Raw genomic sequence first — 26,285 nt, 5'->3', positions numbered from 1 at the left:
GGCATGGAGATGCTATGTTCTCGCTGCGTGAAGCCGCCGCGCTGATCTCCGGCGCAACCGTTATCGGCGACGAATACGTCACATTCGAACGCGTCTCGACCGACAGCCGCAGCGCGGGCCCCGGCGATCTGTTCGTCGCGATCAAGGGCGACCGGTTCGACGCTCACGACTTTCTGCCGGACGTCGCCGCGCGCAACGTGACGGCCGTTCTCATCACGCGCACGCCGCAAGACTGGACTGTGCCGGCGCTCAAAGTCACGGACACGCGCGTGGGTCTCGGCGCGCTCGCACGCGGCTGGCGCCGCAAGTTCAGCATGCCGCTCGTCGCCGTGACGGGCAGCAATGGCAAGACCACGGTCAAGGAAATGATCGCGTCGATCTTCGCCGCCGCGGTCGGCGCCGACGCGCGTCTCGCGACCGCGGGCAACTTCAACAACGACATCGGCTTGCCGCTCACGCTGTTCCGTCTGCACGCAGCACATCAATTGGCGGTAGTCGAACTGGGCATGAACCATCCGGGCGAAACCTTGGAGCTCGCGAAAATCGCTGAGCCGACGGTCGCCGTGGTGAACAACGCGCAGCGCGAGCATCAGGAATTCATGGCGACGGTCGAAGCGGTCGCGCTCGAACATGCGAGCGTGATTCACGCGCTGACGCCGGAAGGCGTCGCGGTGTTCCCCGCCGACGACGCCTACGCGAGCATCTGGCGCGTGGCCGCAACCGGCAGCCGCATCATGGATTTCGCACTGAACTCCGCCGAGCGCATCACCGAGGCGGCGGTGAAAGGCACGTTCGCCGGCAACGTCCTGAGCATCGACACGCCGGAAGGCCAGATCGAAGTCACGCTGCAAGTGCTCGGCGACCACAATGCGCACAACGCACTGGCCGCAACGTCGGCAGCTTTGGCAGCGGGCGTGTCGCTCGACGCCATCAAGCGCGGCCTCGAATCGTTCGGCGCCGTGAAAGGCCGTTTGCAGGTGAAGCAAGCTGTGCTCGGCACGCTCGCCGGCGCCACCGTCATCGACGACACCTATAACGCCAACCCCGATTCGATGCGCGCCGCGATCGACGTGCTCGCCTCACGTGCCGCGCCGCGCGTGCTGGTGATGGGCGACATGGGCGAAGTCGGCGACAACGGTCCGGCGTTCCACCGCGAAATTGGCGCTTACGCCAAGGAGCGCGGTATCGACGCGCTGTACGCAATGGGCGACGCCTCGCGCGACGCCTGTACCGCGTATGGCGCGAGCGCGCATCACGTCGCCGACATCGGCACGCTGGTCGCGCAATTGCAGCAGGCCGGTTTCGGTTCTACTGCAACGCTTCTCGTGAAAGGCTCGCGCTTCATGCAGATGGAGCGCGTGGTGGACGCCGTAACGAGTCCACAACCCAACGCAGCGGGCAGTACGCCCGCCGCACATTGAAATAGAAGGACCGAAGCATGCTACTGGCGCTGGCGCAATGGCTGCAGAATGACGCAAGCTTCTTGCGCGTGTTCAGTTATCTGACTTTCCGTGCGGTGATGGCGACCATCACCGCGCTGCTGATCGGGCTCGTCTGCGGCCCGGCGGTGATTCGCAAGCTGACCGCCATGAAGGTCGGTCAGGCCGTTCGTAAAGACGGCCCGCAAACGCACCTCGTCAAATCGGGCACGCCGACCATGGGTGGTGTGCTGATTCTGCTCGGCATCGCCGTGGCTACTTTGTTGTGGGCCGATCTGACCAATCGCTTCATCTGGATCGTGATGCTCGTCACGTTCGGTTTCGGCGTGATCGGCTGGGTCGACGATTACCGCAAGGTGGTCTACAAGGACCCGCGCGGCATGTCGTCGCGTGAAAAGTATTTCTGGCAGTCGGTGATCGGGCTGTTCGCGGCAGTTTATCTGGCCTTCAGTGTGTCCGAAGCGAGCAATGTGCGCGTGTTCGACCTGTTCATGGCGTGGGTGAGGAGCGGCCTCTCGATGGGCTTGCCGCCGCACGCCGATTTGATGCTGCCGTTCGTCAAGTCGATCAGCTATCCGCTCGGCGTGTGGGGCTTCATCGTGTTGACGTATCTGGTGATCGTCGGCGCGAGCAACGCGGTCAACCTCACTGATGGCCTCGACGGCCTCGTGATCATGCCGGTCGTGCTGGTCGGCGCGTCGCTCGGCGTGTTCGCTTACGTGATGGGCAGCTCGGTCTATTCGAAGTATCTGCTGTTTCCGCATATCGCCGGCGCGGGTGAACTGCTGATCTTCTGTTCGGCGATGGGCGGGGCAGGGCTCGCGTTCCTCTGGTTCAACACGCACCCGGCGCAGATGTTCATGGGCGACGTCGGCGCGCTCGCGCTCGGTGGCGCGCTCGGCACGGTAGCGGTGATCGTGCGTCAGGAAATCGTGCTCTTCATCATGGGCGGCATTTTCGTCGCTGAGACGCTTTCCGTGATGTTGCAGGTCACCTGGTTCAAGTTCACCAAGCGCCGTTTCGGCGAAGGGCGGCGTCTCTTCAAGATGGCGCCGCTGCATCACCATTTCGAGTTGTCGGGGTGGAAAGAAACGCAGGTGGTCGTGCGCTTCTGGATCATCACGTTGATGTTGTGTCTCTTTGGTTTGTCCACGCTCAAACTGCGTTAAGCAGCAGGTCATTAAGGAAGCAGGCGATGTTCGGCGAGAAGTTTCGGGATCGGCAAAAGCCGATGGTGCTCGTGCTGGGACTGGGTGAATCCGGTCTCGCTATGGCGCGCTGGTGCGCGCGGCACGGCTGTCGGCTGCGTGTGGCCGATACGCGTGAAGTGCCGCCGAACCTGCCCGCGCTGGAAGCGCACGGCATCGACGCCGCGTTCGTCGGCGGCCCGTTTTCGCCGGTGTTGCTCGAAGGTGTCGAACTCGTTGCCATCAGCCCGGGTTTGTCGCCGCTTGCCGCCGATCTGGTGCCGCTGATTTCGGCGGCGCGCGAGCAGGGCATTCCCGTGTGGGGCGAACTCGAACTCTTCTCGCAAGCGCTAAAGGCGCTCGGCGAAAGCGGCTATGCGCCGAAGGTGATCGCGATTACCGGCACCAACGGCAAGACCACGACCACGAGCCTGACGGGCTTGTTGTGCGAGCGCGCCGGCAAGAAGGTCGCGGTAGCCGGCAACATTAGCCCGGCGCTGCTCGACAAACTCTCGGAAGCGATCGACAACACCGCGTTGCCCGACGTGTGGGTGCTCGAACTGTCGAGCTTCCAGTTGGAAACCGCGCACACGTTTACGCCGGATGCGGCGGTCGTGCTGAACATCACTCAGGATCATCTGGACTGGCACGGCGGTTTGGACGCATACGCCGCCGCGAAGGGCCGCATCTTCGGTGCGCAGACTGTGCGCGTGCTGAATCGCGATGACTCGCGCGTCATGAAGCTGGCGCCCGCGGAAGACAGCGAAGCCGAGATGGTTACGTTCGGCGTCACCGAGCCGAAGAACGACGGCGACTACGGTCTGCTGCGCGACAACGGCATGATCTGGCTCGTGCAGGCGCACGATCGCGACGCCACCGACGAACCGGTGCCAAAGCGCCGTCGCAAGAACGAAGTGGTCACGCCGCCGAATATCGCGCTGAAACGCTTGATGCCTGCAGACGCCTTGCGTATTCGCGGTCTGCACAACGCCGCCAACGCACTCGCCGCCTACGCGCTTACACGCGCAATCGGTCTGCCGGGCGCGCCGCTGTTGCACGGACTGCGCGAATATCGCGGCGAGCCGCATCGCGTGGAATTAATCGCGTCGATCGACGGTATCGACTACGTGGACGATAGCAAGGGCACCAATGTCGGCGCGACGGTTGCCGCGCTCGACGGGCTTGCGCAGCGCATCGTGCTGATCGCCGGCGGCGACGGCAAGGGCCAGGATTTCGAACCGCTGGCCGCGCCGGTCATGCGCTGGTGCCGCGCCGTGATGCTGATCGGCCGTGACGCGCCGCTGATTCGCGCCGCGCTGGAAGACACCGGCATCGCCATGACCGATCACGCTACGCTCGAAGAAGCGACGCGCGCAGCAACCGCGCTTGCGGAACCGGGCGATGCCGTACTGCTGTCACCGGCTTGCGCGAGCTTCGACATGTTCAAGGGTTACGCGCACCGCGCCGCGGTATTCCGCAGCACGGTAGAAGACATCGCGGCCGAACGGGGGACGATGATATGAGCTGGTCGGAACGTTTCGGTTCGCGTCAGGCCGCCGCCGGCGACGCGGGTGGTTCGGGCGGCGCGGCACGCGTGGGCGGCCGCACGGGCGGAAGTGGTCTCGCGAGCGCCGTCAATGGCGTGCGTCCGCTGCGCTCGCGCATGCTCGACTACGATCACTCGCTGCTGTGGGTGGTCGTCGCGCTGCTCGGGCTCGGTGTCGTGATGGTGTATTCGGCGTCGATCGCCATGCCCGATTCGCCGAAGTACGCGTCGTACCGTGACTACGCGTTCCTCGTGCGCCAGATCATCTTCGTGGTGATGGGTTCGGTGATCGGCATCGTGTCGTTCCGCATTCCGATCGCGACGTGGGACAAGTACGCGCCGAAGCTGTTTCTGATTTCGCTGGTCGCGCTGGTGATCGTGCTGATCCCGCACGTCGGCAAGGGCGTGAACGGCGCGCGTCGCTGGATTCCGCTCGGCATCACGAACATGCAGCCGTCGGAAATCATGAAGCTCGCGGTGACGATTTACGCGGCGAACTACACGGTGCGCAAGCAGGAATACATGCACAGCTTCGCCAAAGGCTTTTTGCCGATGGCGGTGGCGGTGGGTCTCGTCGGCGCGTTGCTGCTGCTCGAGCCGGACATGGGCGCGTTCATGGTGATCGCCGCGATTGCGATGGGCGTGCTGTTTCTCGGCGGCGTGAACGGCAAGCTGTTCGGCGGATTGGTCGCCACTGCGGTCGGCACATTCAGTTTGCTGGTGTGGGCGTCGCCGTGGCGTCGCGAACGGATTTTCGCGTACCTCGATCCGTGGGACGACCGTTACGCGCAGGGCAAGGCTTATCAATTGACGCACTCGCTGATCGCGTTCGGCCGTGGGGAGTGGTTCGGCGTGGGCCTTGGCGGCAGCGTCGAGAAACTTAACTATCTGCCGGAAGCGCATACCGACTTCATCCTCGCGGTGATCGGCGAGGAACTGGGTTTTGTCGGTGTGCTGGTCGTGATCCTGATGTTTTACTGGATCGTGCGCCGCTCGTTCGAGATCGGCCGTCAGGCGCTTGCGCTCGATCGCACGTTCGCGGGTCTCGTCGCCAAGGGCATCGGCATCTGGTTCGGCGCGCAGACCTTCATCAACATGGGCGTGAACCTTGGCTTGCTGCCGACCAAGGGTCTTACGTTGCCGCTCGTCAGTTATGGCGGCTCGGGCATTGTGCTGAACTGCGTTGCTGTTGCCGTGTTGATGCGGGTCGATTACGAGAACCGGGTGCTCATGCGCGGAGGGAAAGTATGACCGCTCTGCCGCAACGCACGCTGATGGTGATGGCCGGTGGCACCGGGGGGCACGTGTTCCCGGGGCTCGCGGTCGCTCATCTGATGCAGGCGTGGGGCTGGAAGGTCGTATGGCTCGGCAATCCCGCGGGCATGGAAGCGACGCTGGTGCCGAAGCACGGCATCCCGATGGAATACGTGCGCTTCGGCGGCCTGCGCGGCAAGGGAATGAAAACCAAGCTGATGCTGCCGGTCAATCTCTTGCGCGCCTGCACGCAAAGTCTCTCCGTACTGCGTCGCGTGAAACCCGACGTCGTGCTCGGCATGGGCGGCTACATCACGTTTCCGGCCGGCTTGATGACCGCGTTGAGCGGGCGGCCGCTGGTGTTGCATGAACAGAATTCGATTGCGGGTCTCGCGAACAAGGTGCTCGCGAAAGTCGCCAAACGCGTGCTGGTTGCGTTTCCGAATGCATTGCCGCACGGTGAATGGACGGGAAATCCGATTCGTGAGGAACTTGCGCGCGCAATTGCACCCAAAGCACGCTACGCGCAACGCAGCGGTCCGCTGAATGTGCTGGTCGTGGGCGGCAGTCTGGGCGCGGCGGCATTGAATGAAGTCGTGCCGCGTGCGGTGGCTTTGCTCGCGCCGAATGAGCGCCCGCGCATCGTGCATCAGGCGGGCGCGAAGCATATCGAAGCGCTGCGCGAGAACTACTCGGCAGCCGGTTTGCAAGCAGGCGCCGACGTCGAACTCGTGCCGTTCATCGACGACATGACGAGCGCCTACGCGAACGCGGACCTCGTGATTTGCCGCTCGGGCGCCATGACAGTTTCAGAGATTTCAGCAGTAGGCGTGGCGGCTTTCTTCGTGCCGTTCCCGTATGCAGTAGACGATCACCAAACCACTAATGCAGCGTTCCTCGCCGACAACGGCGCGGCGCTGGTCGTGCAGCAACGCGATCTGTCGGCGGAAACCCTCGCTGACTGGTTGCGCAGCCAGACGCGAGAGACCCTCGCGGAGATGGCGGAGCGTTCGCGCTCGCTCGCGAAACCCGACGCCACTGAACAGGTCGCGCAGATTTGCGCGACCGTGGCGGGTTCGATTTCGGGCGCGAGCCCAGAAGGAAAGCAATGAAACACATCGTCAAACACATTCACTTTGTCGGCATCGGCGGTGTCGGCATGAGCGGCATCGCGGAGGTGCTGGTCAATCTCGGCTATCAGGTGAGCGGCTCGGATCTCACGAGCAACGCGATCACCGATCGCCTCGCCGCACTCGGCGCGCGGATCGCGATCGGTCACGCGGCGGAGAACATCGAAGGCGCGAATGCGGTAGTCGTTTCCACGGCTGTGCGTAGCGACAACCCGGAAGTGCTGGCCGCGCGTCATCGCCGCATTCCGATCGTGCCGCGCGCAGTAATGCTCGCGGAATTGATGCGCCTGAAGCAAGGCATCGCGATTGCCGGTACGCACGGCAAGACCACGACCACTTCGCTGGTGGCGAGCGTGCTGGCGGCGGGCGGGCTGGATCCGACTTTCGTGATCGGCGGCCGGCTGATCAGTGCAGGCGCGAATGCGCGGCTCGGCACGGGCGACTTCATCGTCGCGGAAGCCGACGAGTCGGATGCGTCGTTCCTGAATCTGTTCCCGGTGATCGAAGTCATCACGAACATCGACGCCGATCACATGGACACCTACGGCCACGACTTCGCGCGGCTCAAGCAGGCGTTCATCGAATTCACGCACCGTCTGCCGTTTTACGGTATCGCGGTGTTGTGCGTGGACGATCCGAACGTGAAGGAAATTCTGCCGTTCGTGTCGAAGCCGATCATCCGCTACGGTTTCGCGCCGGATGCGCAGGTGCGCGCGGTCAACGTCAAAGCGCACGACGGCAAGATGCATTTCACGGCCATGCGTGAAGACGCGGCGCCGATCGACATCGTCTTGAATCTGCCGGGCGAGCACAACGTGCAGAACGCTTTGGCCGCGATTGCAATTGCGACTGAACTTGAAGTGAAAGATGCCGATATCCAGCGAGCGCTGGCCGATTTCAACGGCGTGGGCCGACGCTTCCAGCGCTACGGCGAAGTGCCTGTCGTAAGCGAAGGCAAAGCGAGCGGCGCCTACACGCTGGTGGACGACTACGGTCATCACCCGGTCGAAATGGCGGCCACGGTGGCGGCGGCGCGCGGCGCATTTCCGGGGCGTCGTCTGGTGCTGGCGTTTCAGCCGCACCGCTTCACGCGCACGCGTGATTGCTTCGAGGATTTTGTGAAAGTGCTGTCGACCGTCGACGCGCTCGTGCTGACCGAAGTCTATTCGGCCGGCGAGTCGCCGATCGTCGCCGCGGACGGCCGCGCGTTGGCGCGCGCGCTGCGGGTGGCGGGCAAGGTCGAGCCGGTATTTGTCGATACGGTGGATGAAGTGCCGGACGCGCTTTCAGCAGTGGTGCGCGACGGCGATGTGGTGATCACGATGGGCGCGGGTTCGATCGGCGGTGTGCCGGGTCGCCTCGCGCAGGAAACGAAGGTGTGAGATGAGCAGTATTGACCCGAAACAATTCGGCAAGGTGGCAGTACTCCTCGGCGGCAATTCCGCCGAGCGCGAGGTATCGCTCAACTCCGGCCGCCTGGTACTGCAAGGTCTGCGCGACGCCGGCGTGGACGCGCATCCGTTCGACCCGGCCGAGCGTCCGCTCGCCGCGTTGAAGGAAGAAGGCTTCGTGCGCGCGTTCAACGCGCTGCATGGCGGCTACGGCGAGAACGGCCAGATTCAGGGTGCGCTCGACTTTTACGGCATCAAGTACACGGGTAGCGGCGTGCTCGGCTCGGCGCTCGGTCTGGATAAATTCCGCACCAAGCTCGTGTGGCAGCAACTCGGCATTCCGACGCCGCCGTTCGAAGCCGTGTTGCGCGGCGACGACTACGAAGCGCGCTCGAAAGAGATCGTCGCGAAGCTCGGCTTGCCGCTTTTCGTGAAGCCGGCGAGCGAAGGTTCGAGCGTCGCGGTGATCAAGGTGAAGAGCGCCGACGCATTGCCGGCCGCGCTGATCGAAGCGGTCAAGTACGACAAGATCGTGGTGGTGGAAAAGAGCGTTGAAGGCGGCGGCGAATACACCGCTTGCATCGCAGGCAATCTGGATCTGCCGGTGATCCGCATCGTGCCGGCCGGCGAGTTTTACGACTATCACGCGAAGTACATCGCGAACGACACGCAGTACCTGATCCCGTGCGGTTTGGCGGCGGACGAGGAAGCTCGCCTGAAAGTGCTCGCGCGCCGTGCGTTCGACGTGCTTGGCTGCACCGACTGGGGCCGCGCGGATTTCATGCTCGACGCCGACGGCAACCCGTATTTCCTCGAAGTGAACACGGCGCCCGGCATGACCGATCACTCGCTGCCGCCGAAAGCGGCGCGCGCGGTGGGCATCAGCTATCAGGAACTGGTTGTCGGCGTATTGGCGCTGACGTTGCAGGACTAATTGCGGCACTAATTGCAGCACTAACCGGGGCGACCCGAAAGCAACACCATGTGGAACAACGTTCGCCAGCTCAATTTCGCCGCCAACGCATTGCATGTGTTGCTGGTGCTCGTGCTGCTGGCGGCTGGCGGTTACTGGCTGATCCAGCGTCCGAATTTCGCGCTGCACGAGATTCAGATCGACGGCGATACCGAGCACATCAATTCGCCGACGGTGCGCGCGGGTGTGGTTGGGCGTTTGAAGGGCAACTTTTTCACGGTGGATCTCGACGTGGCGCGTCAAGCATTCGAGCAGATGCCGTGGGTGCGTCATGCGAGCGTGCGGCGCGTCTGGCCGAATGCACTGGCTGTCACGCTGGAAGAGTACAAACCGCTGGGGACGTGGGGCAGCGATCAGCTAGTGAGCGTCGACGGCGAACTATTCACCGCGAACCAGGGCGAGCTCGAAGAGGATCTGCCCGCGTTCGACGGTCCGGACGGTACGGCAAAAGAGGTGGTCGCGCGGTATCACGACTTCCAGAAATGGTTTGCGCCGTTGGGCGCGACGCCTGAAGAAGTGACGCTGTCGCCGCGCTATGCGTGGACGGTGAAGCTCTCGAACGGCACGCAGGTGGAACTTGGGCGCGAACGTAATCAGGACACGCTGCTCGATCGGAGCAAACGTCTGAGCGCGGCGTGGAGCGCGGTGACGCAACGTTGGGGAAAGGATATCGAGTATGCGGACTTGCGCTATCCGAACGGTTTCGCGATTCGCGCGGCAGGGATGCGCTTTATCACCGAACCCGACAAGGGCAAGAAGTAAACGGACATCACACGCAATGAGCACGCTATGAGTAAAGACTATAAAGATCTGCTGGTCGCCCTCGACATTGGGACGTCGAAGGTCGTGGCCATCGTCGCCGAGTTGAAGGGCGAAGGTCACTACGAGGTGATCGGCCTCGGCCAGAGCGAATCAAAGGGGCTCAAGAAAGGCGTGGTGGTGAATATCGAGGCCACCGTGCAGTCGATTCAGCGCGCGCTCGAAGAAGCCGAACTGATGGCCGACTGCAAGATCACCAACGTATTTACCGGGATTGCCGGTAGCCATATCCGCAGCTTCAATTCGAGCGGCATGGTGGCGATCAAGGAGAAGGAAGTCACGCAGGCGGATGTGGCGCGCGTGATCGAAACGGCCAAGGCGATCAACATCCCGACCGATCAGCAGGTGCTGCATATCCTGACGCAGGAATTCATCATCGACGGTCAGGAAGATGTGCGCGAGCCGATCGGCATGAGCGGCATTCGTCTCGAAGTGAAGGTGCATATCGTCACCGGCGCGGTGAGCGCGGCGCAGAACATCGTGAAGTGCGTGCGCCGTTGCGGGCTCGAAGTGAACGATCTGATCTTGCAACCGCTGGCGTCGTCGCTGGCGGTGCTGACGGAAGACGAAAAAGAACTCGGCGTGGTGCTGGTCGATATCGGCGGCGGCACGACGGACATCGCGATTTTCAGCGAAGGCGCGATCCGCCATACGGCGGTGATTCCGATTGCCGGCGACCAGATCACGAGCGACATCGCGATGGCGTTGCGCACGCCGACGCCGGACGCGGAAGACATCAAGGTGGATTACGGCATCGCCAAGCAGGCGCTCGCCGATCCGGACGAAATGATCGAAGTGCCGGGTCTCGGCGAGCGCGGTCCGCGTACGTTGTCGCGCCAGGCGCTGGCGGCGGTGGTCGAGCCGCGTGTCGAAGAACTGTTTTCGCTCGTGCAGCAGGTGGTGCGCGAGTCGGGTTACGAGGAACTGCTGAGCTCCGGCGTGGTGCTGACCGGCGGCGCGTCGATGATGCTCGGCATGGTCGAACTGGGCGAGGACATTTTCCTGAAGCCGGTGCGTATCGGCGTGCCGGAATACGCGGGCGGTCTCGCTGATGTAGTACGCAATCCGCGCTACTCGACGGCGATGGGCCTGCTCGTCGAAGGACGCTCGCAGCGCATGCGCGGCCGCAAGGTCGCGGTGCAGTCGGGCTCTATGGGACAGGTGTTCACGCGCATGAAGGACTGGTTCCTCGGCAATTTTTAAAGCATTCGTAGCACCGCTGCACAGAACGGGTTGTCGAACGAGTTTCAAAATACGCGCTGGTGCCGGCGGCCGGCGCGCGACAGGGGGTTGCCCGATCTCCTGCCGAATAACGGCCGAAGTGGCTGTAAATTTTTATCTTGACGGAGGCATCATGGATTTCCAAATGCTGGAAACCGAAACGAACGGCACCATCATCAAGGTGGTCGGAGTAGGTGGCGCTGGCGGCAATGCTGTTCAGCACATGATCAACAAAGGCGTGCAAGGCGTCGACTTCATCGTGATGAACACGGACGCGCAGGCTTTGTCGCGTTCGCGCGCCACCGCGGTGATCCAGCTCGGCAACACGGGTCTGGGCGCCGGCGCCAAGCCGGAAATGGGCCGCGCCGCAGCGGAAGAAGCACGTGAGCGCATCGCCGACGCACTGCGTGGCGCGCACATGGTCTTCATCACGGCCGGCATGGGCGGCGGCACGGGCACGGGCGCAGCACCCGTGGTCGCGCAGATCGCGAAAGAAATGGGTATCTTGACCGTTGGCGTCGTCAGCAAGCCGTTCGAATTCGAAGGCGGCAAGCGGATGCGCGTGGCAGAAGCCGGTTCGCAGCAACTGGAGGATCACGTCGACTCGCTGATCGTCGTTCTGAACGACAAGCTGTTCGAGGTGATGGGCGATGACGCCGAGATGGACAAGTGCTTCCAGTGCGCAGACGACGTTCTGAACAACGCAGTTGCCGGCATCGCGGAAATCATCAACGTCGACGGTCTGGTGAACGTCGACTTCGAAGACGTGAAGACGGTGATGGGCGAACAGGGCAAGGCGATGATGGGCACGGCGACGGTTGCCGGCGTCGATCGCGCACGCCTCGCTGCTGAGCAGGCTGTTGCAAGCCCGCTGCTGGAAGGTGTGGATCTGTCGGGCGCGCGTGGCGTGCTGGTGAACATCACGTCGAGCCGTTCGCTGCGTCTGTCGGAAACGCGCGAAGTGATGAACACGATCAAGAGCTACGCTGCGGAAGACGCAACCGTGATTTTCGGCGCAGTGTACGACGATGCAATGGGCGACGCGCTGCGCGTGACGGTCGTGGCAACGGGTCTGGGCCGCGCGGCGAAGAAGCAGCAATCGGCACCGATGACGCTGCTGCGCACCGGCACCGACAACCAGCCGATCAGCGCACACGCTGCCTACGCACCGCAGTCGTCGCACGCCAGCACCGCCGATTACGGCGCGCTGGATACGCCGGCAGTGTGGCGCACGTCGCGCGATACGGCCGCTTCGCATGTGCAGGCGCTGCAGGAAAAGGGCGTCGACACGTACGACATTCCGGCATTCCTGCGCAAGCAGGCGGACTGAGCGCACGGGCAGGCTTTCGTTGCGGCGCCGATTCTGGCGCTGGCGGACGAATGCACGAGCGTGGCGGGTGAACGGCGAACAAGTCGCGTATCGTTGAGGATTCGCGACAAGGACAAGTGCCCTCTTCGGATTCGCGAAGCGGAGTGGGCGACTGTCGCCGGACGGCGGAGCATGCAGTGGTTGGTGCCCACGCCGGATTTTTCACTGCGACACGACGACGTGTGAGCGTGCTTCGCATCGATGCAAAGGACTGAGCATGATTCAGGCAGGTGACAAGCTGCCCGACGCGACGCTCTTCGAGTTGATCGAAGACGAGCGGGCGGGCTGCACGATCGGGCCTAACAGCTTCGACGTGCGCGAGCAGACGGCGGGCAAGCGTGTGGTGATCTTCGGATTGCCCGGCGCGTTCACGCCCACCTGTTCGGCCAAACATGTACCGGGTTATGTCGAGCACGCCGAGCAGTTGCGCGCTCTTGGCATCGACGAGATCTGGTGCGTGTCCGTCAACGACGCGTTCGTAATGGGCGCGTGGGGACGCGATCAGCACGCCTCGGGCAAGGTGCGCATGATGGCGGACGGCAGTGCGGCTTTCACGCGAGCGCTCGGTCTCGAGCAGGATTTGTCGGCGCGCGGCATGGGAATCCGTTCCCAACGCTACGCGATGGTGGTCGACGACGGCGTGGTCAAGACGTTGAACGTCGAGGCTGCCGGCAAATTCGAAGTCAGCGATGCAGGGAGTATTCTCGCTACGTTGAGCTAGGCACGCTGGCGTCGTGACCTTCGCCACAGGCACACGCGGTTCGCGCGTTGTGCCAGGGCAACGGTCGATAAGACGCTTTTGTGACAGGCCGTTACGCGGGCCGATGACCGGAAACGCCTCCGTTCCGGGGCATCGGCCCGTCACGCTTTCCCTGATGGGCGCCCAAGGGTAATGCAGCGAAACAGATTGATACGTTCCGTGAAAAGACGCTCCTTAGGGTATTGGAGTATAATTCGCGCTATGGAATAAAAAGTCCCGATTGGGATTTTCAATCGAATAGAAGATCACCATGCTGAAGCAGCGCACTATCAAACAAATCGTCAAGACGGTCGGCATCGGCCTGCACTCGGGCCGCAAAGTCGAACTGACGCTCCGTCCGGCCGCGCCGGACACGGGCATCGTGTTTTCGCGCGTGGATCTGGCCACGCCGGTGGACATTCCCGCGTCGGCGATGGCGATTGGCGATACGCGTATGGCTTCCGTGTTGCAGAAGGACGGCGCGCGCGTCTCGACCATCGAGCATCTGATGTCCGCCTGCGCCGGTCTCGGCATCGACAATCTTTATATCGACGTCACCGCCGAAGAAATTCCGATCATGGACGGCAGCGCCGGTTCATTCGTATTTCTGATTCAGTCTGCCGGTATTGAAGAGCAGAACGCGGCGAAGAAATTCATCAAGGTCACCAAGCCGGTCGAAATTCGCGACGGCGATAAATTCGCGCGCCTCGACCCGTATTTTGGTTTCAAGCTCAAATTTACGATCGATTTCCGTCACCCGGCTGTGGATAAAACCGGTCAGGCGCTGGAAGTGGATTTTGCCAATACGTCGTACGTGCGCGAGATCGCGCGTGCTCGCACCTTCGGTTTTGCGCATGAGGTGGAAATGATGCGCGAACTGGGTCTGGCGCGTGGCGGCAGCATGGACAACGCGATCGTGCTGGACGAATACCGCATTCTGAACAACGACGGCCTGCGCTACGACGACGAGTTCGTGAAGCACAAGATGCTCGACGCGATCGGCGACCTGTATGTGATCGGCCATCCGCTGCTGGCAGCGTACGACGCGTACAAATCGGGCCACGGCCTGAACAACGCGCTGCTGCGCGAACTGCTGGCGCACGAAGATTCGTACGAAATCGTCACCTTCGACGACACGCAAAAGGCGCCGCGCGGTTTTGCCTACGAGACGCAGACGGCTTTTGCCTAACGCCTTGGGTGAATTTTCCGAAACAAGCGCATGAAAAGTAAGCGGCCCAGTCGGGCCGCTTTTCTTTTGCCTAGCGATTTCTCCGATGCCGGGCCGCCATTTTCGCCAGCGCTTCCTGCAAAGGCGAGGGCGCCAGCGATTCGCTCAGCGCGTGGAGCGCATCGGCGCCAGCTGGCGTCATGCGCGCCTGTTTGACCGGCGGCGGTTCCTTGACCGCCTGCGGCCGCACGCGAATCCGCAGGGAATTCACGGGCCAGCCGCGCTGCTGCAGATCCGCCAGCAGCCGTGGCTCCAGATGCCGCAGCCGCGCTGCCAGCGCGTTATGGCCGGCGAACAGGGCCAGCACGCCTTCCTTGATAAAGCTGGGTTCGACGCTCGTCGCCAGATAGTCGGGCAGTAGCGCGCGCAGATCCTTCTCCAGCGCCGCAATCTGCTCGACGCCCGCGCGCAGGGCCGCGAACGCGTCTGTGCGATTGAGCACCTCGGCGACCGGCTGCGGGCGGCGCGCCTTGAACTGCTGGGGCGGCGGCCTTGAAAAGGAAGGAAAACGGCTCATGTTCGATGGGTAATGGCGTGCCCGCACACTATGCGCGTTCACGCCGCGATTGTACCGCGCAGGATGCACGCGGGCCCGCCTCAATACGGACTCCCAGAGCTCGCTACGGCGGGCTTCCGATGCCCCGCCGCCGTCTCGCTGCTGACATAAGCGTGGGCGGGGGCGCGTGCTAAAATGCGCGATTCGAATTCACTCTTGGACTAAGCCGCCGAGGCCCTTCCGACCCCGGAGCGCGCGTGCATGAACTGCACGCCGCAACCCAGCCGAAGCCGCGACGCAGACACCGATCCGATGACCACCGGTTTTCTACAGAAGATTTTTGGCAGCCGCAACCAGCGGCTAGTCAAGCAATATCAAAAGACCGTCACGGCGATCAATGCGCTCGAGCCGCAGATCGAGCAATTGACGGACGATCAACTGCGCGCCAAAACGGGTGAATTCCGCCAGCGCGTCGCGAGCGGCGAATCGCTCGACAAGCTCCTGCCGGAAGCCTTCGCGGTGTGCCGCGAGGCCAGCAAGCGGGTGCTGAAAATGCGCCATTTCGACGTGCAGCTGATCGGCGGCATGGTTCTGCACTACGGCAAGATCGGCGAAATGCGCACCGGCGAGGGCAAGACGCTTGTCGCTACGCTGCCGGTGTACCTGAACGCGCTGTCGGGCCGCGGCGTGCACGTGGTCACGGTCAACGACTACCTCGCCCAGCGCGACGCCGAGTGGATGGCGCGCCTGTACAACTTCCTCGGTCTGTCCGTCGGCATCAACCTGTCGCAGATGGATCACGGCGCGAAGCAGGAAGCCTACGCGGCGGACATCACATACGGCACCAACAACGAATTCGGCTTCGACTACCTGCGCGACAACATGGTCTACGAGACCGACGCGCGCGTGCAGCGAGCCCTGAATTTCGCGGTGGTCGACGAGGTCGACTCGATCCTGATCGACGAAGCCCGTACGCCGCTGATCATCTCCGGCCAGGCCGAAGATCACACCGACCTGTACGTGCGCATGAACGCGCTGCCGCCGCTGCTCGAACGCCAGATCGGTGAAGAGAAAGCGGACGGCACCGGCGTCGAGAGGCCGGGCGACTACACGCTGGACGAAAAAGGCCGCCAGGTGTTCCTGACGGAATCGGGCCACGAAAAGGCCGAGCGCCTGCTCGCCGAGTGGGGCCTGATCGGCGAGGGCGAAAGCCTGTACGCGCCGCAGAACATCACGTTGATGCACCACGTGTACGCCGCGCTGCGCGCACACACGCTGTTCTTCAAAGACCAGCATTACGTGGTGCAGAACGGCGAAGTGGTGATCGTCGACGAATTCACCGGCCGTCTGATGTCAGGCCGCCGCTGGTCGGACGGTCTGCACCAGGCTGTCGAGGCGAAGGAACACGTCAAGATCCAGAGCGAGAACCAGACGCTCGCGTCGATCACGTTCCAGAACTACTTCCGCATGTACGCGAAGCTGTCCGGCATGACCGGCACGGCGGATACGGAAGCGTTCGAATTCAACGAGATCTATGGTCTCGAAACGGTCGTGATCCCGACCAATCGTCCGCCCAAGCGGATCGACAAGCAGGATCAGATCTACAAGACCGCCAAGGAACGTTACGACGCGGTGATTCGCGACATCCGCGATTGCTACGAGCGCGGTCAGCCGGTGCTGGTCGGCACGACGTCGATCGAAAATTCCGAGTTGCTGTCGCATCTGCTGAAGCAGGCCGGTTTGCCGCACGAAGTGCTGAATGCCAAGCAGCATGCGCGTGAAGCCGAGATCGTCGCTGAAGCCGGCCGTCCGAAGCGTGTCACTATCGCCACCAACATGGCCGGTCGCGGTACCGACATCGTGCTCGGTGGCAATGCCGAAAAGCAAGCGTCCTTCATCGAAAAGGACGAAACGCTTTCCGAAGAAGAGAAACAACGCCGCATCCAGAAGCTGCACGACGAATGGCAAGCGCTGCACGATCAGGTGAAGGCCGCGGGCGGTCTGCACATCATCGGCACCGAGCGCCACGAATCGCGCCGGATCGACAACCAGTTGCGCGGCCGTGCCGGCCGTCAGGGTGACCCGGGTTCGTCGCGCTTCTATCTGTCGCTTGAAGATCCGCTGCTGCGCATTTTCGCCGGCGATCGCGTGCGCGCGATCATGGACCGGCTGAAGATGCCGGAAGGCGAAGCGATCGAAGCGGGCATCGTGTCGCGCTCGATCGAATCGGCGCAGCGTAAAGTGGAAGCGCGCAACTTCGACGTTCGCAAGCAATTGCTCGAATACGACGATGTCTCGAACGATCAGCGCAAGGTGATCTACCAGCAGCGCAACGAATTGCTCGAAGCGAACGACATCACCGAAACGATCGGCGCGATGCGCCAGAGCGTGATCGGCGAAATCGTTCACCAGTTCGTGCCGGTGGGCAGCATTGAAGAGCAGTGGGACGTGCCCGAACTGGAAGAAGTGCTGCGCAACGAATGGCAGCTCGATCTCGCGATCCAGGAAATGATCAACGAGTCGAACTCGATCAGCGCGGACGAGATTCTCGAGGCGGTCGAGGCCGCCGCGGACGAAGCCTACGAAGCGAAGGTCGAGCTGGTCGGCCGCGAATCGTTCAGCGCGTTCGAACGCTCGATCATGCTGCAAACGCTGGACCGTAGCTGGCGCGAACATCTGGCCGCGCTCGATCACTTGCGTCAGGGCATCCATCTGCGCGGCTATGCGCAGAAGAATCCGAAGCAGGAATACAAGCGCGAGGCGTTCGAACTATTCGCCGCCATGCTCGACGCCGTGAAGCTTGAAGTCACCCGCGTGGTGATGAACGTGCAGATCCAGTCGCCGGAACAGTTGGAACAGGCTGCCGAACAGCTCGAAGAGCAAGGCGGTCACCTTGAAAACGTCGAGTTCCGCCACGCCGAATTCGCCGAAGCAGCCGCCGCAGCGCCTGTTGCCGCGGAAGCAGCCACTGCCGCCATGATTGGCGATGCAATGAGCCACGGCTCGTCGCATACGGCAGCAGCGAACCTGAGCGCGGACAACGTGCCGAAGGTTGGCCGCAACGACCCGTGCCCGTGCGGCAGCGGCAAGAAGTACAAGCAGTGCCACGGCAAGATCGTCTAATGCCGAATGCGGCGCGCTGAAAGGCGCGCCGCGTCGTTTTACACGTTTGCTTGCCTTGATTTCGCGGTGGTCCGGCAGCACGCCCGGGCCATCAGTTCCGTTTCCCCGATGCCGGCGCCTGCCGGCATTTTCTTCGACAGGTCGCGACCATGGCTGTCAATTTCCCCTCGATCGATCCCGCTCAACTCCACCCCGTCGCCGGCGTCTCGCTCGGCTGGGCGGAGGCGAATATCCGCAAGCCGAACCGCAAGGACGTGCTCGTCATTTCCGTGGGCGATGGCGCCACGGTGGGCGGGGTGTTCACGCAGAACCGTTTTTGCGCGGCGCCCGTCACCGTGTGCCGTGAGAATCTGGATCGCGTGCGCGCCGGCGGCAAGCCGGTTCGCGCGCTGGTGATCAACACCGGCAACGCGAATGCGGGCACGGGTGAGCCGGGCCTCGTGGCGGCGCGCGAAACCTGCGCCGAGCTCGCGCGTCTCGCGGACATTACGCCGGAACAGGTGCTGCCGTTTTCGACGGGCGTGATTCTGGAGCCGTTGCCGGTCGATCGTTTGAAAGCGGGTTTGCCGGCCGCGCTGGCGAACCGCAAGGAAGCAAACTGGTACGACGCCGCGCAGGCGATCATGACCACGGACACGCTGCCCAAGGCCACGTCGCGCCAGGTCACGATCGAGGGCCACACGGTCACGCTGACCGGCATCAGCAAGGGCGCGGGCATGATCAAGCCGAACATGGCGACCATGCTCGGCTTCCTCGCGTTCGACGCCGCCGTCGCCCAGCCGGTGCTGGACGCGCTGGTCAAGCACGTGGCGGACCGCTCGTTCAACTGCATCACGATCGATGGCGATACGTCGACCAACGATTCATTCATTCTGATCGCGTCGGGCAAATCGAGCCTGCCGGCGATCACGTCCACCGACTCGCCCGCTTATGCAGCGCTGCGCGACGCGGTGACCGAAGTCGCCCAGACCCTCGCGCAACTGATCGTGCGCGACGGCGAAGGCGCGACCAAATTCATGACCGTGCAAGTGGAAGGCGGTTCGAGCGTCGGCGAATGCCGCCAGATCGCCTATGCGATCGGCCACTCGCCGCTCGTGAAAACGGCCTTCTATGCATCGGATCCGAATCTCGGCCGCATTCTCGCGGCCATCGGCTATGCCGGCGTGGACGATCTCGACGTCGGCAAGATCGATCTGTATCTGGACGACGTGCTGGTCGCGACTGCCGGCGGCCGCAATCCGGCCTACCGCGAAGAAGACGGCCAGCGCGTCATGAAAAAGAGCGAGATCGGCATTCGTGTCGTACTCGGCCGCGGCGATGCGCAAGCCACGATCTGGACTTGCGATCTGTCGCACGACTACGTGAGCATCAACGCCGACTATCGTTCGTAACCAGGTTCCTCACCAGGGGTTTAACGCGGCCTCATGGCCGCTTACTTTCCAGCCATGGATAAACTCGAACAGTTTCTGACCCGGGCCGAAGCCGTGCTCGTTCGCCTCGAAGCGATGCTTCCGCCTGCTGCGCCTGATATCGACTGGTCGGCGGCAGTGGCCTTCCGCTGGCGCAAACGCCAGGGGCGCGGCTACCTGCAGCCGGTGCCGGCCATCTCGGCGATCACGCTTGACGACCTGCAGAACATCGATCGCCAGAAAGGCCTGATCGAGCAGAACACGCGTCAATTCGTGCACAAGCAGCCGGCCAACAACGTCTTGCTGACGGGCGCGCGCGGCACCGGCAAGTCGTCGCTGATCAAGGCGTGTCTGAACGCGTATGCCAAAGACGGCCTGCGTCTGATCGAAGTGGATAAGGACGATCTGCACGACCTCGGCGATATCGTCGACCTGATTGCGCAGCGGCCGGAGCGCTTTGTGGTGTTCTGCGACGACCTCTCGTTCGAAGACGGCGAGTCGGGCTACAAGGCGCTGAAGGTTGCGCTCGACGGCTCGATCGCCGCGCAATCGGACAACGTGCTGATCTACGCGACGTCGAACCGCCGCCATCTGTTGCCCGAATACATGAGCGACAACGAGACGTACAAGCACACGTCCGACGGCGAGATTCACCCTGGCGAACTGGTCGAAGAAAAGATCTCCCTGTCCGAGCGCTTCGGGCTGTGGGTCAGCTTCTATCCGTTCAAACAGGACGACTACCTGTCGATCATCGGCCACTGGCTGCGCCATTTCGGCTGCGATGACGCCGAAGTCGAAGCGGCACGCGGCGATGCGCTGGTGTGGGCGCTCGAGCGCGGGTCGCGTTCAGGACGTGTCGCGTGGCAATTCGCGCGCGACTGGTCCGGCCGCAAAACCTCAGCGTGAGCGTCGGTATGAACGACAATGTCGAGAGGAACGCCGCCGGCCGCAAGGTGACGCAAGTCGCCGTCGGCGTGCTGGTCAAACCCGACGGGCGCTATCTGCTGGCACAGCGCCCGGCGGGCAAGCCGTACGAGGGCTACTGGGAGTTTCCGGGCGGCAAGCTGGAAGCGGGCGAATCGGTCGAAGCCGCGCTCGCACGTGAGTTGCACGAGGAGCTGGGTATCGACGTCGAAGCAAGCCATCTCTGGCATACGCTCGAACACGATTACCCGCACGCGTATGTGCGGCTCTTTTTCTGCAAAGTGACGCAGTGGTCCGGCGAGCCGCACGGCCGCGAAGGTCAGGCTTTTGTCTGGCAGACGCTGCCTGCGGATGTCGAGCCGCTGTTGCCGGCGACCATTCCCGTGCTGGAATGGCTTGCAGCCGAAAAGAACTGAAGCGGAAAGAGCAGGACGCGCAACACCGGGCGCTGCTTCACCGCAGCGCCGATCGACATGGCCCGCCCAGCGGGCCGCTGCTCAATGCGGGGTGTAATCCCCGCCGGGCGTCTCGTCCGACGACGCTTCCTGCTCGGCCCCGCCTATCTTGTACTTCTCAGCGGCCCAGGCGCCAAGGTCGATCTGCTTGCAGCGATCGGAGCAGAAGGGGCGGAAGCGGTTTTCAGGTGTCCAGCGGACGTCCTTTCCGCAAGTGGGGCATTTGACGACAGTAGGCATACGGTCAGGCAATCAATCGCAAACGGAATAAGTAACGAATATAGGGGCATTTTTCGCCACTTTAAAGGCGCGCCCCTTCTTTTCTGATTTACCCGGTGAACGTGACAGGCTTGTGAGCGTGTTTTACAGGCTGCAAAGCGTGAGCTGGAAAGGTACGTCGACATCGACCGCACGCGGACGCAAATCGCCGTCCTGCACCGTGAAGCGCACCCACAGCATGTACTTGTTCGCACTGGCCTCTGGGATCACGCGCAATTCCGGTGCCACCCGCACTTGCATCAATTGATACGAACGGCCGGACAGCATCTGCTGATAGCTGCCCTGCATGGCCATGACCTTGGATGCCTGGCCGGACTCGCGCGCGAGCCGCAAGACGATGATGGCCGCGTCGCGTAGCGGCAGCAGCGGCGTCACCCACTTGGCGATGTCCTGGCGGCGCTGATCAGGATGAATCTGCTGCCAGGCGTAATAGGACGGCAAATCGAACTTGCAGGTGCCGCCTGGAATGATCGCGCGGCTGCGGATACTGGCGAGCCACTCGTTGTCGGCAAGATGCTGGCCGGTCTTGCCCTGCATCTGCGAAAGCCCCGCGAGCGTTTGCTCGATCTCGCCAAGTACGGCCTCGAGCGCACTCTGTTCGATTCCCGGATTGCCGCGAAACGGCGCCAGTGTTTGCCGTTGGCGTTCGAGTTCTTTCATCAGATCCGACTTCAGATCCGCGCGGCCCGCAACCTCTGAAATTTCGAACAACGTTGTCAGTGCGACGTGATGTTCCCTGGCGTCTTCCTGAGTCAGAAAGAACGTGAAGCGCTCGAACAGATCTTCGAGGCGCAATAGCGTCCGGATTCGCTCGTTGAAGGGATACTCGTAAAGGATCAAGCGGGCTCGCCTCGGGCGTGGTCGGTGACGGGAATGCAGAACATTCTAATGCCGTGAGACTACCCTAGCAATCACGCACTTTTTCAGCGCGCATTTGCAACTTTTTCCACGTGTTTCGGGCGGTTTTCAACGCACTTTTGGCATGCGCATCGCTGCGAAGTTCAACCGGGATTTCCCGAGGTGTCACGTCGGCGTCATGCGCCGGCGAGCGACAGATACACGCGATGCAGCGTGTCGACTTGCGCTGTTAGCGCGTCGAGCGGCGCGTTGTCGTTGTCGATCACGTCGTCGGCCGCGGCGAGGCGCGCTTCACGCGTGGCTTGACGGGCGATGATCGCCAGCACCTGTTCGCGGCTGAAATTATTGCGGCTCATCACGCGCGAGATCTGCGTTTCGACGCTGCAATCCACCGTCAGCACGCGATTCACGCGCGTCTTCCATGTGCCGGATTCCACCAGCAGCGGCACCACGACGATCACGTAAGGCCCTTGAGCCTCGCGTTGCTCGCGTTCGGTTTCCGCGCGAATCAATGGATGCGTGATGCCTTCGAGGCGTTTGCGCGCGCTGTCGTCGCTGAATACGAGTGCGCGCATGCGGGCGCGGTCGAGTGAGCCGTCAGGAGCGACGAACGCCTCGCCGAACTCGGCTGCGATTGGCGGCATGGCGATGCCGTGCGGGGCGGTGATGCGGTGCGCGATCAGGTCCGTGTCGACGAGCGGCACACCGTGCGCCGCAAACAGGTCGGCGACAGTCGATTTGCCGCTGCCGATGCCGCCGGTCAATCCCACAGCAAACATGCTTCAGCCTCCCAGAGCCAGATAGAGCGGTGTGCCGAGAAACAGCGTCAGTGCGCCGCCCGCGGCAAGAAACGGCCCGAAAGGCAGCGGCTCTTCGAAGCGCATACGGCCGCGCCATGTTGCCAGCAGACCGACGACCGCGCCGGTCACCGCGGCGACCACCACGATCTGCGGCAGCGCGGCCCAGCCGAGCCACGCGCCGAGCGCCGCCAGTAGTTTGAAATCACCATGACCCATGCCTTCGACGCCGCGTATGAGTAGAAATACCCAATGCACGACCCACAGCACCAGATAGCCGAAGATTGCGCCGAGCACCGCATCATGCAGGTTCGTAAACATACCGTTGAAGTTGACGATGATGCCCGCCCACAGCAACGGCAGCGTCATGGAGTCGGGAAGCAGATGCGTGTCGATGTCGATCGCGCTCATGGCGAGCAGCGTAGCGCACAGACCAAAGGCGGCGAGCGCCGTGAAGGTCGGGCCGAACATCGCGAGTGCGCCGGCCGCAAACGCTGCGCTGGCGATTTCGAGCAGCGGATAGCGCAGGCTCACGCGCGCCTTGCACGCGGAGCAGCGGCCGCGCAGCAATAGATAGCTCAGTACCGGCAGGTTCTCCCATGCGCTCAACACGTGGCCGCAATGAGGACACGCACTGCGCGGCACCCACAGGTTGTAGCGTGCCGGCAAGCCGTCTTCTTCCTGTGGTTGATCGGCCGCCTCGCTGACTTCAGCGCGCCAGGCGCGATCGAGCATGATCGGCAGCCGATGCACGACCACGTTCAGGAAGCTGCCGATCACGAGGCCGAACACAATGGCGAACGTCATCTGCAATGCTGCGGGCAGGCTGCCGAACGCCTGGCCGAGGCCGGCCGCGAAATGGTCGGGCAGCAAGCCCGAGAGCAGGCTGGAAGAGGTGTCTGGCACGGTGGAAGAGTAGCCCGCATAGATTAACGATGGATTCGGCTGCGATCCTACACCACGTTGCCGAGTTGAATAATGGGAAGATACATCGCGATCACGAGGCCGCCGACCAGCGCGCCGAGCACGACGATGACGAGCGGCTCGCATAGGCTCGACAGCGTGCCGATCTTTTCGTCTACCTGACGATCGGCCAGCGACGCCACGTCGATGAGCATGGTGTCGAGTGCTCCGGACTCCTCGGCAACCGCGATCGGCTGCACGACCTCCGGTGGAAAGCAGCGTGCCGCGCGCATTGCGGCGGCGAGCCGCTCGCCGCGCCGCAGCCGCGCGGCGATTTCCACGGTGGCTCGGTCGAAGAAGGCGTTGCCGGTGGCGTGGGTCAGCGAGTCGAACGCGTCGGCCAACGGCGTGCCGGCTGACAACAAAGTGCCGAGCGCGCGGCTCCAGCGCGCTGCGCATAACGTGCGCAGCAGCGGACCGGCGACCGGTATTGTCAGCGATACGCGCGCAAAGCGGATGCGCGCGGCTTCAGAATGTCGCAGTAGAAACGTCGCTGCTGATCCCGTTGCGAAGATCATGGCGAATGCCGGTATGCTCCATCGCGCCACACCGGACGACAACGCCAGCACGAACTGCGTGGGTGCGGGCAGCCTGGCGCCGAAGCCGTCGAAGATCTGTTTGAAGGTCGGCACGACCCACACGAGCAATGCCGCGGTGATGGCCATCGCCAGCACGAGGATCGCGACGGGATAGGTGAGTGCCGCGCGCACTTTGGCGCGCTGCGCGGCGGCGCGTTCGCGGTCATCGGCGATGCGGGCGAGGACGGCTGCTAGTGCGCCGGCCGCCTCGCCGACTTCGACGAGCTGGCAATACAGCGCGTTGAATTGCGCGGGATGCCGTTGCAATGCCGCGGAAAAGCGCAGGCCGCCGGTGATGTCGCGCGCGAGAGCGCCGACGATCCGCGCCATACCTTGACGCCGCGAAGTCTCGGCTTGCGCGAGCAGGTCCAGCGCGGGCGCGAGTGGCAGACCCGCGCGCAGCAGGCTGGCGAGTTGGCGCGTGAACAGTGTGATGTCCCCGGCGCGCGTGGTGGGACGCGGTGCCGGCCCGTGCGCGGTCAGTTCGAGGATGAACAGATTGTCGCGCTTGAGTACCGAGCGGGCGACGGCTGCGTCCGGCGCGATGAGTGCGCCGTTCTTCCGCACGCCGTCGGCGTCGACACCACGCCATTTGAAACGCATGTCGGAGGACGGTGGTCTTTGGATCGTAGCCGTGTTCATGCGACCTCGGTGGCGGCGAGCGCTTCGGCGAGGCTGGTGGTGCCGTCGCGCACACGCGTCAACGCCGCGTCGCGCAAGGTGCCCACCTGTTCGGTTTGCGCTAGCCGCGCGAGTTCATGCGTGCCGGCGCTCGCGACGATCAACTCTCGCATCGCATCGGAGACGGGCATCACCTGATGAACGCCGACGCGGCCGCGATAGCCGATGCCGTGACATGCTGCACATCCGGCGGCGGCGTAAGGCTGCCAGCCGTCGAGTTGATGCTCGCTGAAACCCGCCGCTCGGAGCGCCGCGAGCGACTGCGGCGCCGGCACGCGGCACGCGGCGCAGAGCCGCCGCACCAGCCGTTGCGCGGTGACCATCCGCAACGCGGCCGCGAGGTTATACGGCTCGACGCCGATGTCGATCAGACGCGCGACGGCTGCCGGCGCGTCGTTCGTATGCAGGGTCGACAACACGAGGTGGCCCGTTTGCGCGGCTTTCACGGCGACGTCGGCGGTCTCTTCGTCGCGAATTTCGCCGACCATGATTACGTCGGGATCCTGACGAAGAAACGCACGCAGCGCCACGGCGAAAGTGAGCCCGGCTTTTTCGCGTACGCTGACCTGATTGATGCCCGCCAACTGGATTTCCGCGGGATCTTCCACCGAACAGAGATTGCGGGCCTCGCCGTTGAGCAGATTCAGAAAGCAGTACAGCGACAATGTCTTGCCGCTCCCGGTCGGGCCGGTGACAAGCATGAGGCCGTGCGGCGCGCGAATCGCGGCGTCCACTGTTTGGCGCTGTCGCGGATCGAGGCCGAGCGAGTCAAGTGAAAGATCGGCGGGCAGCGCGTCGAGTCTGCGCAGCACGAGCTTTTCTCCGAATAGCGTGGGCAGCGAGTTCACGCGGTAGTCCTCAACGCGTCCCGGCGAAGTGGAAATGCGCAGCCGGCCGTCTTGCGGTACGCGACGCTCGGCGATATCCATACGAGCCAGCACCTTCACCCGAGTAATGAACGCGTCGCGCAGATGCGCGGGCGGCGGCGGGATTTCGTGCAGCACGCCGTCGATTCGCAAGCGCACGCGCCAGCCGTGTTCCGCTGGCTCGATGTGAAGGTCCGACGCGTTTCGGCGAGTTGCTTCCTGCAATGTGTCGGTCAGGAGACGCACGGCGGGAGCGTTGTCGGTGTCGGCGGGATTTGCTGCGCTGAGGTCGGGTGCGAATGGTTTCAGCTTCGCTCTGACGGCGCTTTCGTGGGCGCTTGCGATGGGACGCGGCGACGCTGCCGCGGGTTGGAAAGATGCTTGCATGAGAGACCGGTGATGAACCGCCTGTAGAACACGACGGGTTCATCTTCCGGCAAGACGGCGGGCGCCGCTATTCGGCCATTCGGCTAATGGCGGGCGCGGTGTCTGTGTGCGATGCTGCTACAAGTTTGGACGCTGTGCTCTGCGCGTATCCTGCTGCCTGCCTTCTTTGGCTG

The 26,285-nt window shown here is 63.2% G+C and carries 23 protein-coding genes; 16 read left to right on the top strand and 7 right to left on the bottom strand.

Annotated elements, in window-relative coordinates; all coding sequences use genetic code 11:
* Nucleotides 1–14 precede the first annotated feature (14 nt).
* From BPHYT_RS17255 to lpxC, 12 genes are all read left to right on the top strand, one after another.
* Nucleotides 15–1,421: a UDP-N-acetylmuramoyl-tripeptide--D-alanyl-D-alanine ligase gene (locus BPHYT_RS17255; RefSeq protein WP_041758587.1), complete on the top strand. Its 1,407-nt coding sequence runs from the start codon at nucleotides 15–17 to the stop codon at nucleotides 1,419–1,421.
* A 17-nt stretch (nucleotides 1,422–1,438) separates the two neighbouring features.
* Nucleotides 1,439–2,608: a phospho-N-acetylmuramoyl-pentapeptide-transferase gene (mraY, locus tag BPHYT_RS17250; RefSeq protein WP_012434424.1), complete on the top strand. Its 1,170-nt coding sequence runs from the start codon at nucleotides 1,439–1,441 to the stop codon at nucleotides 2,606–2,608.
* 26 nt (nucleotides 2,609–2,634) lie between these two features.
* Nucleotides 2,635–4,149 (top strand): UDP-N-acetylmuramoyl-L-alanine--D-glutamate ligase, encoded by a 1,515-nt coding sequence (gene murD / locus BPHYT_RS17245; protein WP_012434423.1) that lies wholly within the window; start codon nucleotides 2,635–2,637, stop codon nucleotides 4,147–4,149.
* The gene (ftsW, locus tag BPHYT_RS17240; protein ID WP_012434422.1) at nucleotides 4,146–5,423 is read left to right on the top strand and encodes a putative lipid II flippase FtsW; all 1,278 of its coding nucleotides are present in this window, start codon (nucleotides 4,146–4,148) and stop codon (nucleotides 5,421–5,423) included. Before murD ends, ftsW begins: the two co-directional genes overlap by 4 nt.
* A complete protein-coding gene (murG, locus tag BPHYT_RS17235; protein ID WP_012434421.1) occupies nucleotides 5,420–6,538 on the top strand; it encodes an undecaprenyldiphospho-muramoylpentapeptide beta-N-acetylglucosaminyltransferase in 1,119 nt (372 codons plus the stop codon). Before ftsW ends, murG begins: the two co-directional genes overlap by 4 nt.
* Entirely contained in the window at nucleotides 6,535–7,938 is a 1,404-nt protein-coding gene (gene murC, locus BPHYT_RS17230; RefSeq protein ID WP_012434420.1) for a UDP-N-acetylmuramate--L-alanine ligase, read from the top strand. Before murG ends, murC begins: the two co-directional genes overlap by 4 nt.
* A 1-nt stretch (nucleotide 7,939) precedes the next feature.
* A complete protein-coding gene (locus BPHYT_RS17225; RefSeq protein WP_012434419.1) occupies nucleotides 7,940–8,881 on the top strand; it encodes a D-alanine--D-alanine ligase in 942 nt (313 codons plus the stop codon).
* A gap of 48 nt (nucleotides 8,882–8,929) precedes the next feature.
* Nucleotides 8,930–9,682 carry a cell division protein FtsQ/DivIB gene (locus BPHYT_RS17220; protein ID WP_012434418.1) on the top strand — a complete coding sequence of 251 codons (753 nt, stop codon included), beginning with the start codon at nucleotides 8,930–8,932 and terminating at the stop codon, nucleotides 9,680–9,682.
* 27 nt (nucleotides 9,683–9,709) lie between these two features.
* Entirely contained in the window at nucleotides 9,710–10,942 is a 1,233-nt protein-coding gene (gene ftsA, locus BPHYT_RS17215) for a cell division protein FtsA (protein ID WP_012434417.1), read from the top strand.
* Nucleotides 10,943–11,093: 151 nt separating this feature from the next.
* On the top strand, nucleotides 11,094–12,290 hold the full coding sequence (ftsZ, locus tag BPHYT_RS17210) for a cell division protein FtsZ (RefSeq protein ID WP_012434416.1): 1,197 nt from the start codon (nucleotides 11,094–11,096) through the stop codon (nucleotides 12,288–12,290).
* Between the two features lie 256 nt (nucleotides 12,291–12,546).
* Entirely contained in the window at nucleotides 12,547–13,050 is a 504-nt protein-coding gene (locus BPHYT_RS17205) for a peroxiredoxin (protein WP_012434415.1), read from the top strand.
* 289 nt (nucleotides 13,051–13,339) lie between these two features.
* Complete coding sequence (gene lpxC, locus BPHYT_RS17200) at nucleotides 13,340–14,257, top strand: UDP-3-O-acyl-N-acetylglucosamine deacetylase (protein WP_012434414.1); 918 nt, start codon at nucleotides 13,340–13,342, stop codon at nucleotides 14,255–14,257.
* 70 nt (nucleotides 14,258–14,327) lie between these two features.
* On the opposite strand, the gene BPHYT_RS17195 is transcribed toward lpxC, so the two are convergent.
* Nucleotides 14,328–14,813, bottom strand: coding sequence for a DciA family protein (locus tag BPHYT_RS17195; RefSeq protein WP_041758585.1), 486 nt, complete (start codon nucleotides 14,811–14,813; stop codon nucleotides 14,328–14,330).
* Between the two features lie 291 nt (nucleotides 14,814–15,104).
* On the opposite strand from BPHYT_RS17195, the gene secA reads away from it, so the two are divergent.
* From secA to mutT, 4 genes are all read left to right on the top strand, one after another.
* Nucleotides 15,105–17,915, top strand: coding sequence for a preprotein translocase subunit SecA (gene secA, locus BPHYT_RS17190; protein WP_012434412.1), 2,811 nt, complete (start codon nucleotides 15,105–15,107; stop codon nucleotides 17,913–17,915).
* A gap of 149 nt (nucleotides 17,916–18,064) precedes the next feature.
* Nucleotides 18,065–19,306: a bifunctional glutamate N-acetyltransferase/amino-acid acetyltransferase ArgJ gene (argJ, locus tag BPHYT_RS17185; RefSeq protein ID WP_012434411.1), complete on the top strand. Its 1,242-nt coding sequence runs from the start codon at nucleotides 18,065–18,067 to the stop codon at nucleotides 19,304–19,306.
* A gap of 54 nt (nucleotides 19,307–19,360) precedes the next feature.
* Nucleotides 19,361–20,230, top strand: coding sequence for an ATP-binding protein (locus BPHYT_RS17180; RefSeq protein WP_041758583.1), 870 nt, complete (start codon nucleotides 19,361–19,363; stop codon nucleotides 20,228–20,230).
* Between the two features lie 8 nt (nucleotides 20,231–20,238).
* Nucleotides 20,239–20,664 carry an 8-oxo-dGTP diphosphatase MutT gene (mutT, locus tag BPHYT_RS17175; RefSeq protein ID WP_012434409.1) on the top strand — a complete coding sequence of 142 codons (426 nt, stop codon included), beginning with the start codon at nucleotides 20,239–20,241 and terminating at the stop codon, nucleotides 20,662–20,664.
* Between the two features lie 81 nt (nucleotides 20,665–20,745).
* On the opposite strand, the gene yacG is transcribed toward mutT, so the two are convergent.
* From yacG to BPHYT_RS17145, 6 genes are all read right to left on the bottom strand, one after another.
* Complete coding sequence (gene yacG / locus BPHYT_RS17170; protein ID WP_012434408.1) at nucleotides 20,746–20,943, bottom strand: DNA gyrase inhibitor YacG; 198 nt, start codon at nucleotides 20,941–20,943, stop codon at nucleotides 20,746–20,748.
* 123 nt (nucleotides 20,944–21,066) lie between these two features.
* Complete coding sequence (gene zapD / locus BPHYT_RS17165; RefSeq protein ID WP_012434407.1) at nucleotides 21,067–21,822, bottom strand: cell division protein ZapD; 756 nt, start codon at nucleotides 21,820–21,822, stop codon at nucleotides 21,067–21,069.
* Between the two features lie 194 nt (nucleotides 21,823–22,016).
* Entirely contained in the window at nucleotides 22,017–22,619 is a 603-nt protein-coding gene (gene coaE / locus BPHYT_RS17160) for a dephospho-CoA kinase (RefSeq protein ID WP_012434406.1), read from the bottom strand.
* A 3-nt stretch (nucleotides 22,620–22,622) separates the two neighbouring features.
* On the bottom strand, nucleotides 22,623–23,543 hold the full coding sequence (locus tag BPHYT_RS17155; RefSeq protein ID WP_012434405.1) for a prepilin peptidase: 921 nt from the start codon (nucleotides 23,541–23,543) through the stop codon (nucleotides 22,623–22,625).
* 47 nt (nucleotides 23,544–23,590) lie between these two features.
* The gene (locus tag BPHYT_RS17150) at nucleotides 23,591–24,820 is read right to left on the bottom strand and encodes a type II secretion system F family protein (protein WP_012434404.1); all 1,230 of its coding nucleotides are present in this window, start codon (nucleotides 24,818–24,820) and stop codon (nucleotides 23,591–23,593) included.
* Nucleotides 24,817–26,112 (bottom strand): GspE/PulE family protein, encoded by a 1,296-nt coding sequence (locus tag BPHYT_RS17145; protein ID WP_012434403.1) that lies wholly within the window; start codon nucleotides 26,110–26,112, stop codon nucleotides 24,817–24,819. The genes BPHYT_RS17150 and BPHYT_RS17145 overlap by 4 nt, the downstream gene beginning before the upstream one ends.
* Nucleotides 26,113–26,285 lie beyond the last annotated feature (173 nt).

This window comes from Paraburkholderia phytofirmans PsJN (assembly GCF_000020125.1).
GTDB lineage: Bacteria > Pseudomonadota > Gammaproteobacteria > Burkholderiales > Burkholderiaceae > Paraburkholderia > Paraburkholderia phytofirmans.
The sequence above is the reverse complement of the archived record's forward strand: the minus strand, read 5'-3'. Positions and strand labels throughout refer to the sequence as shown.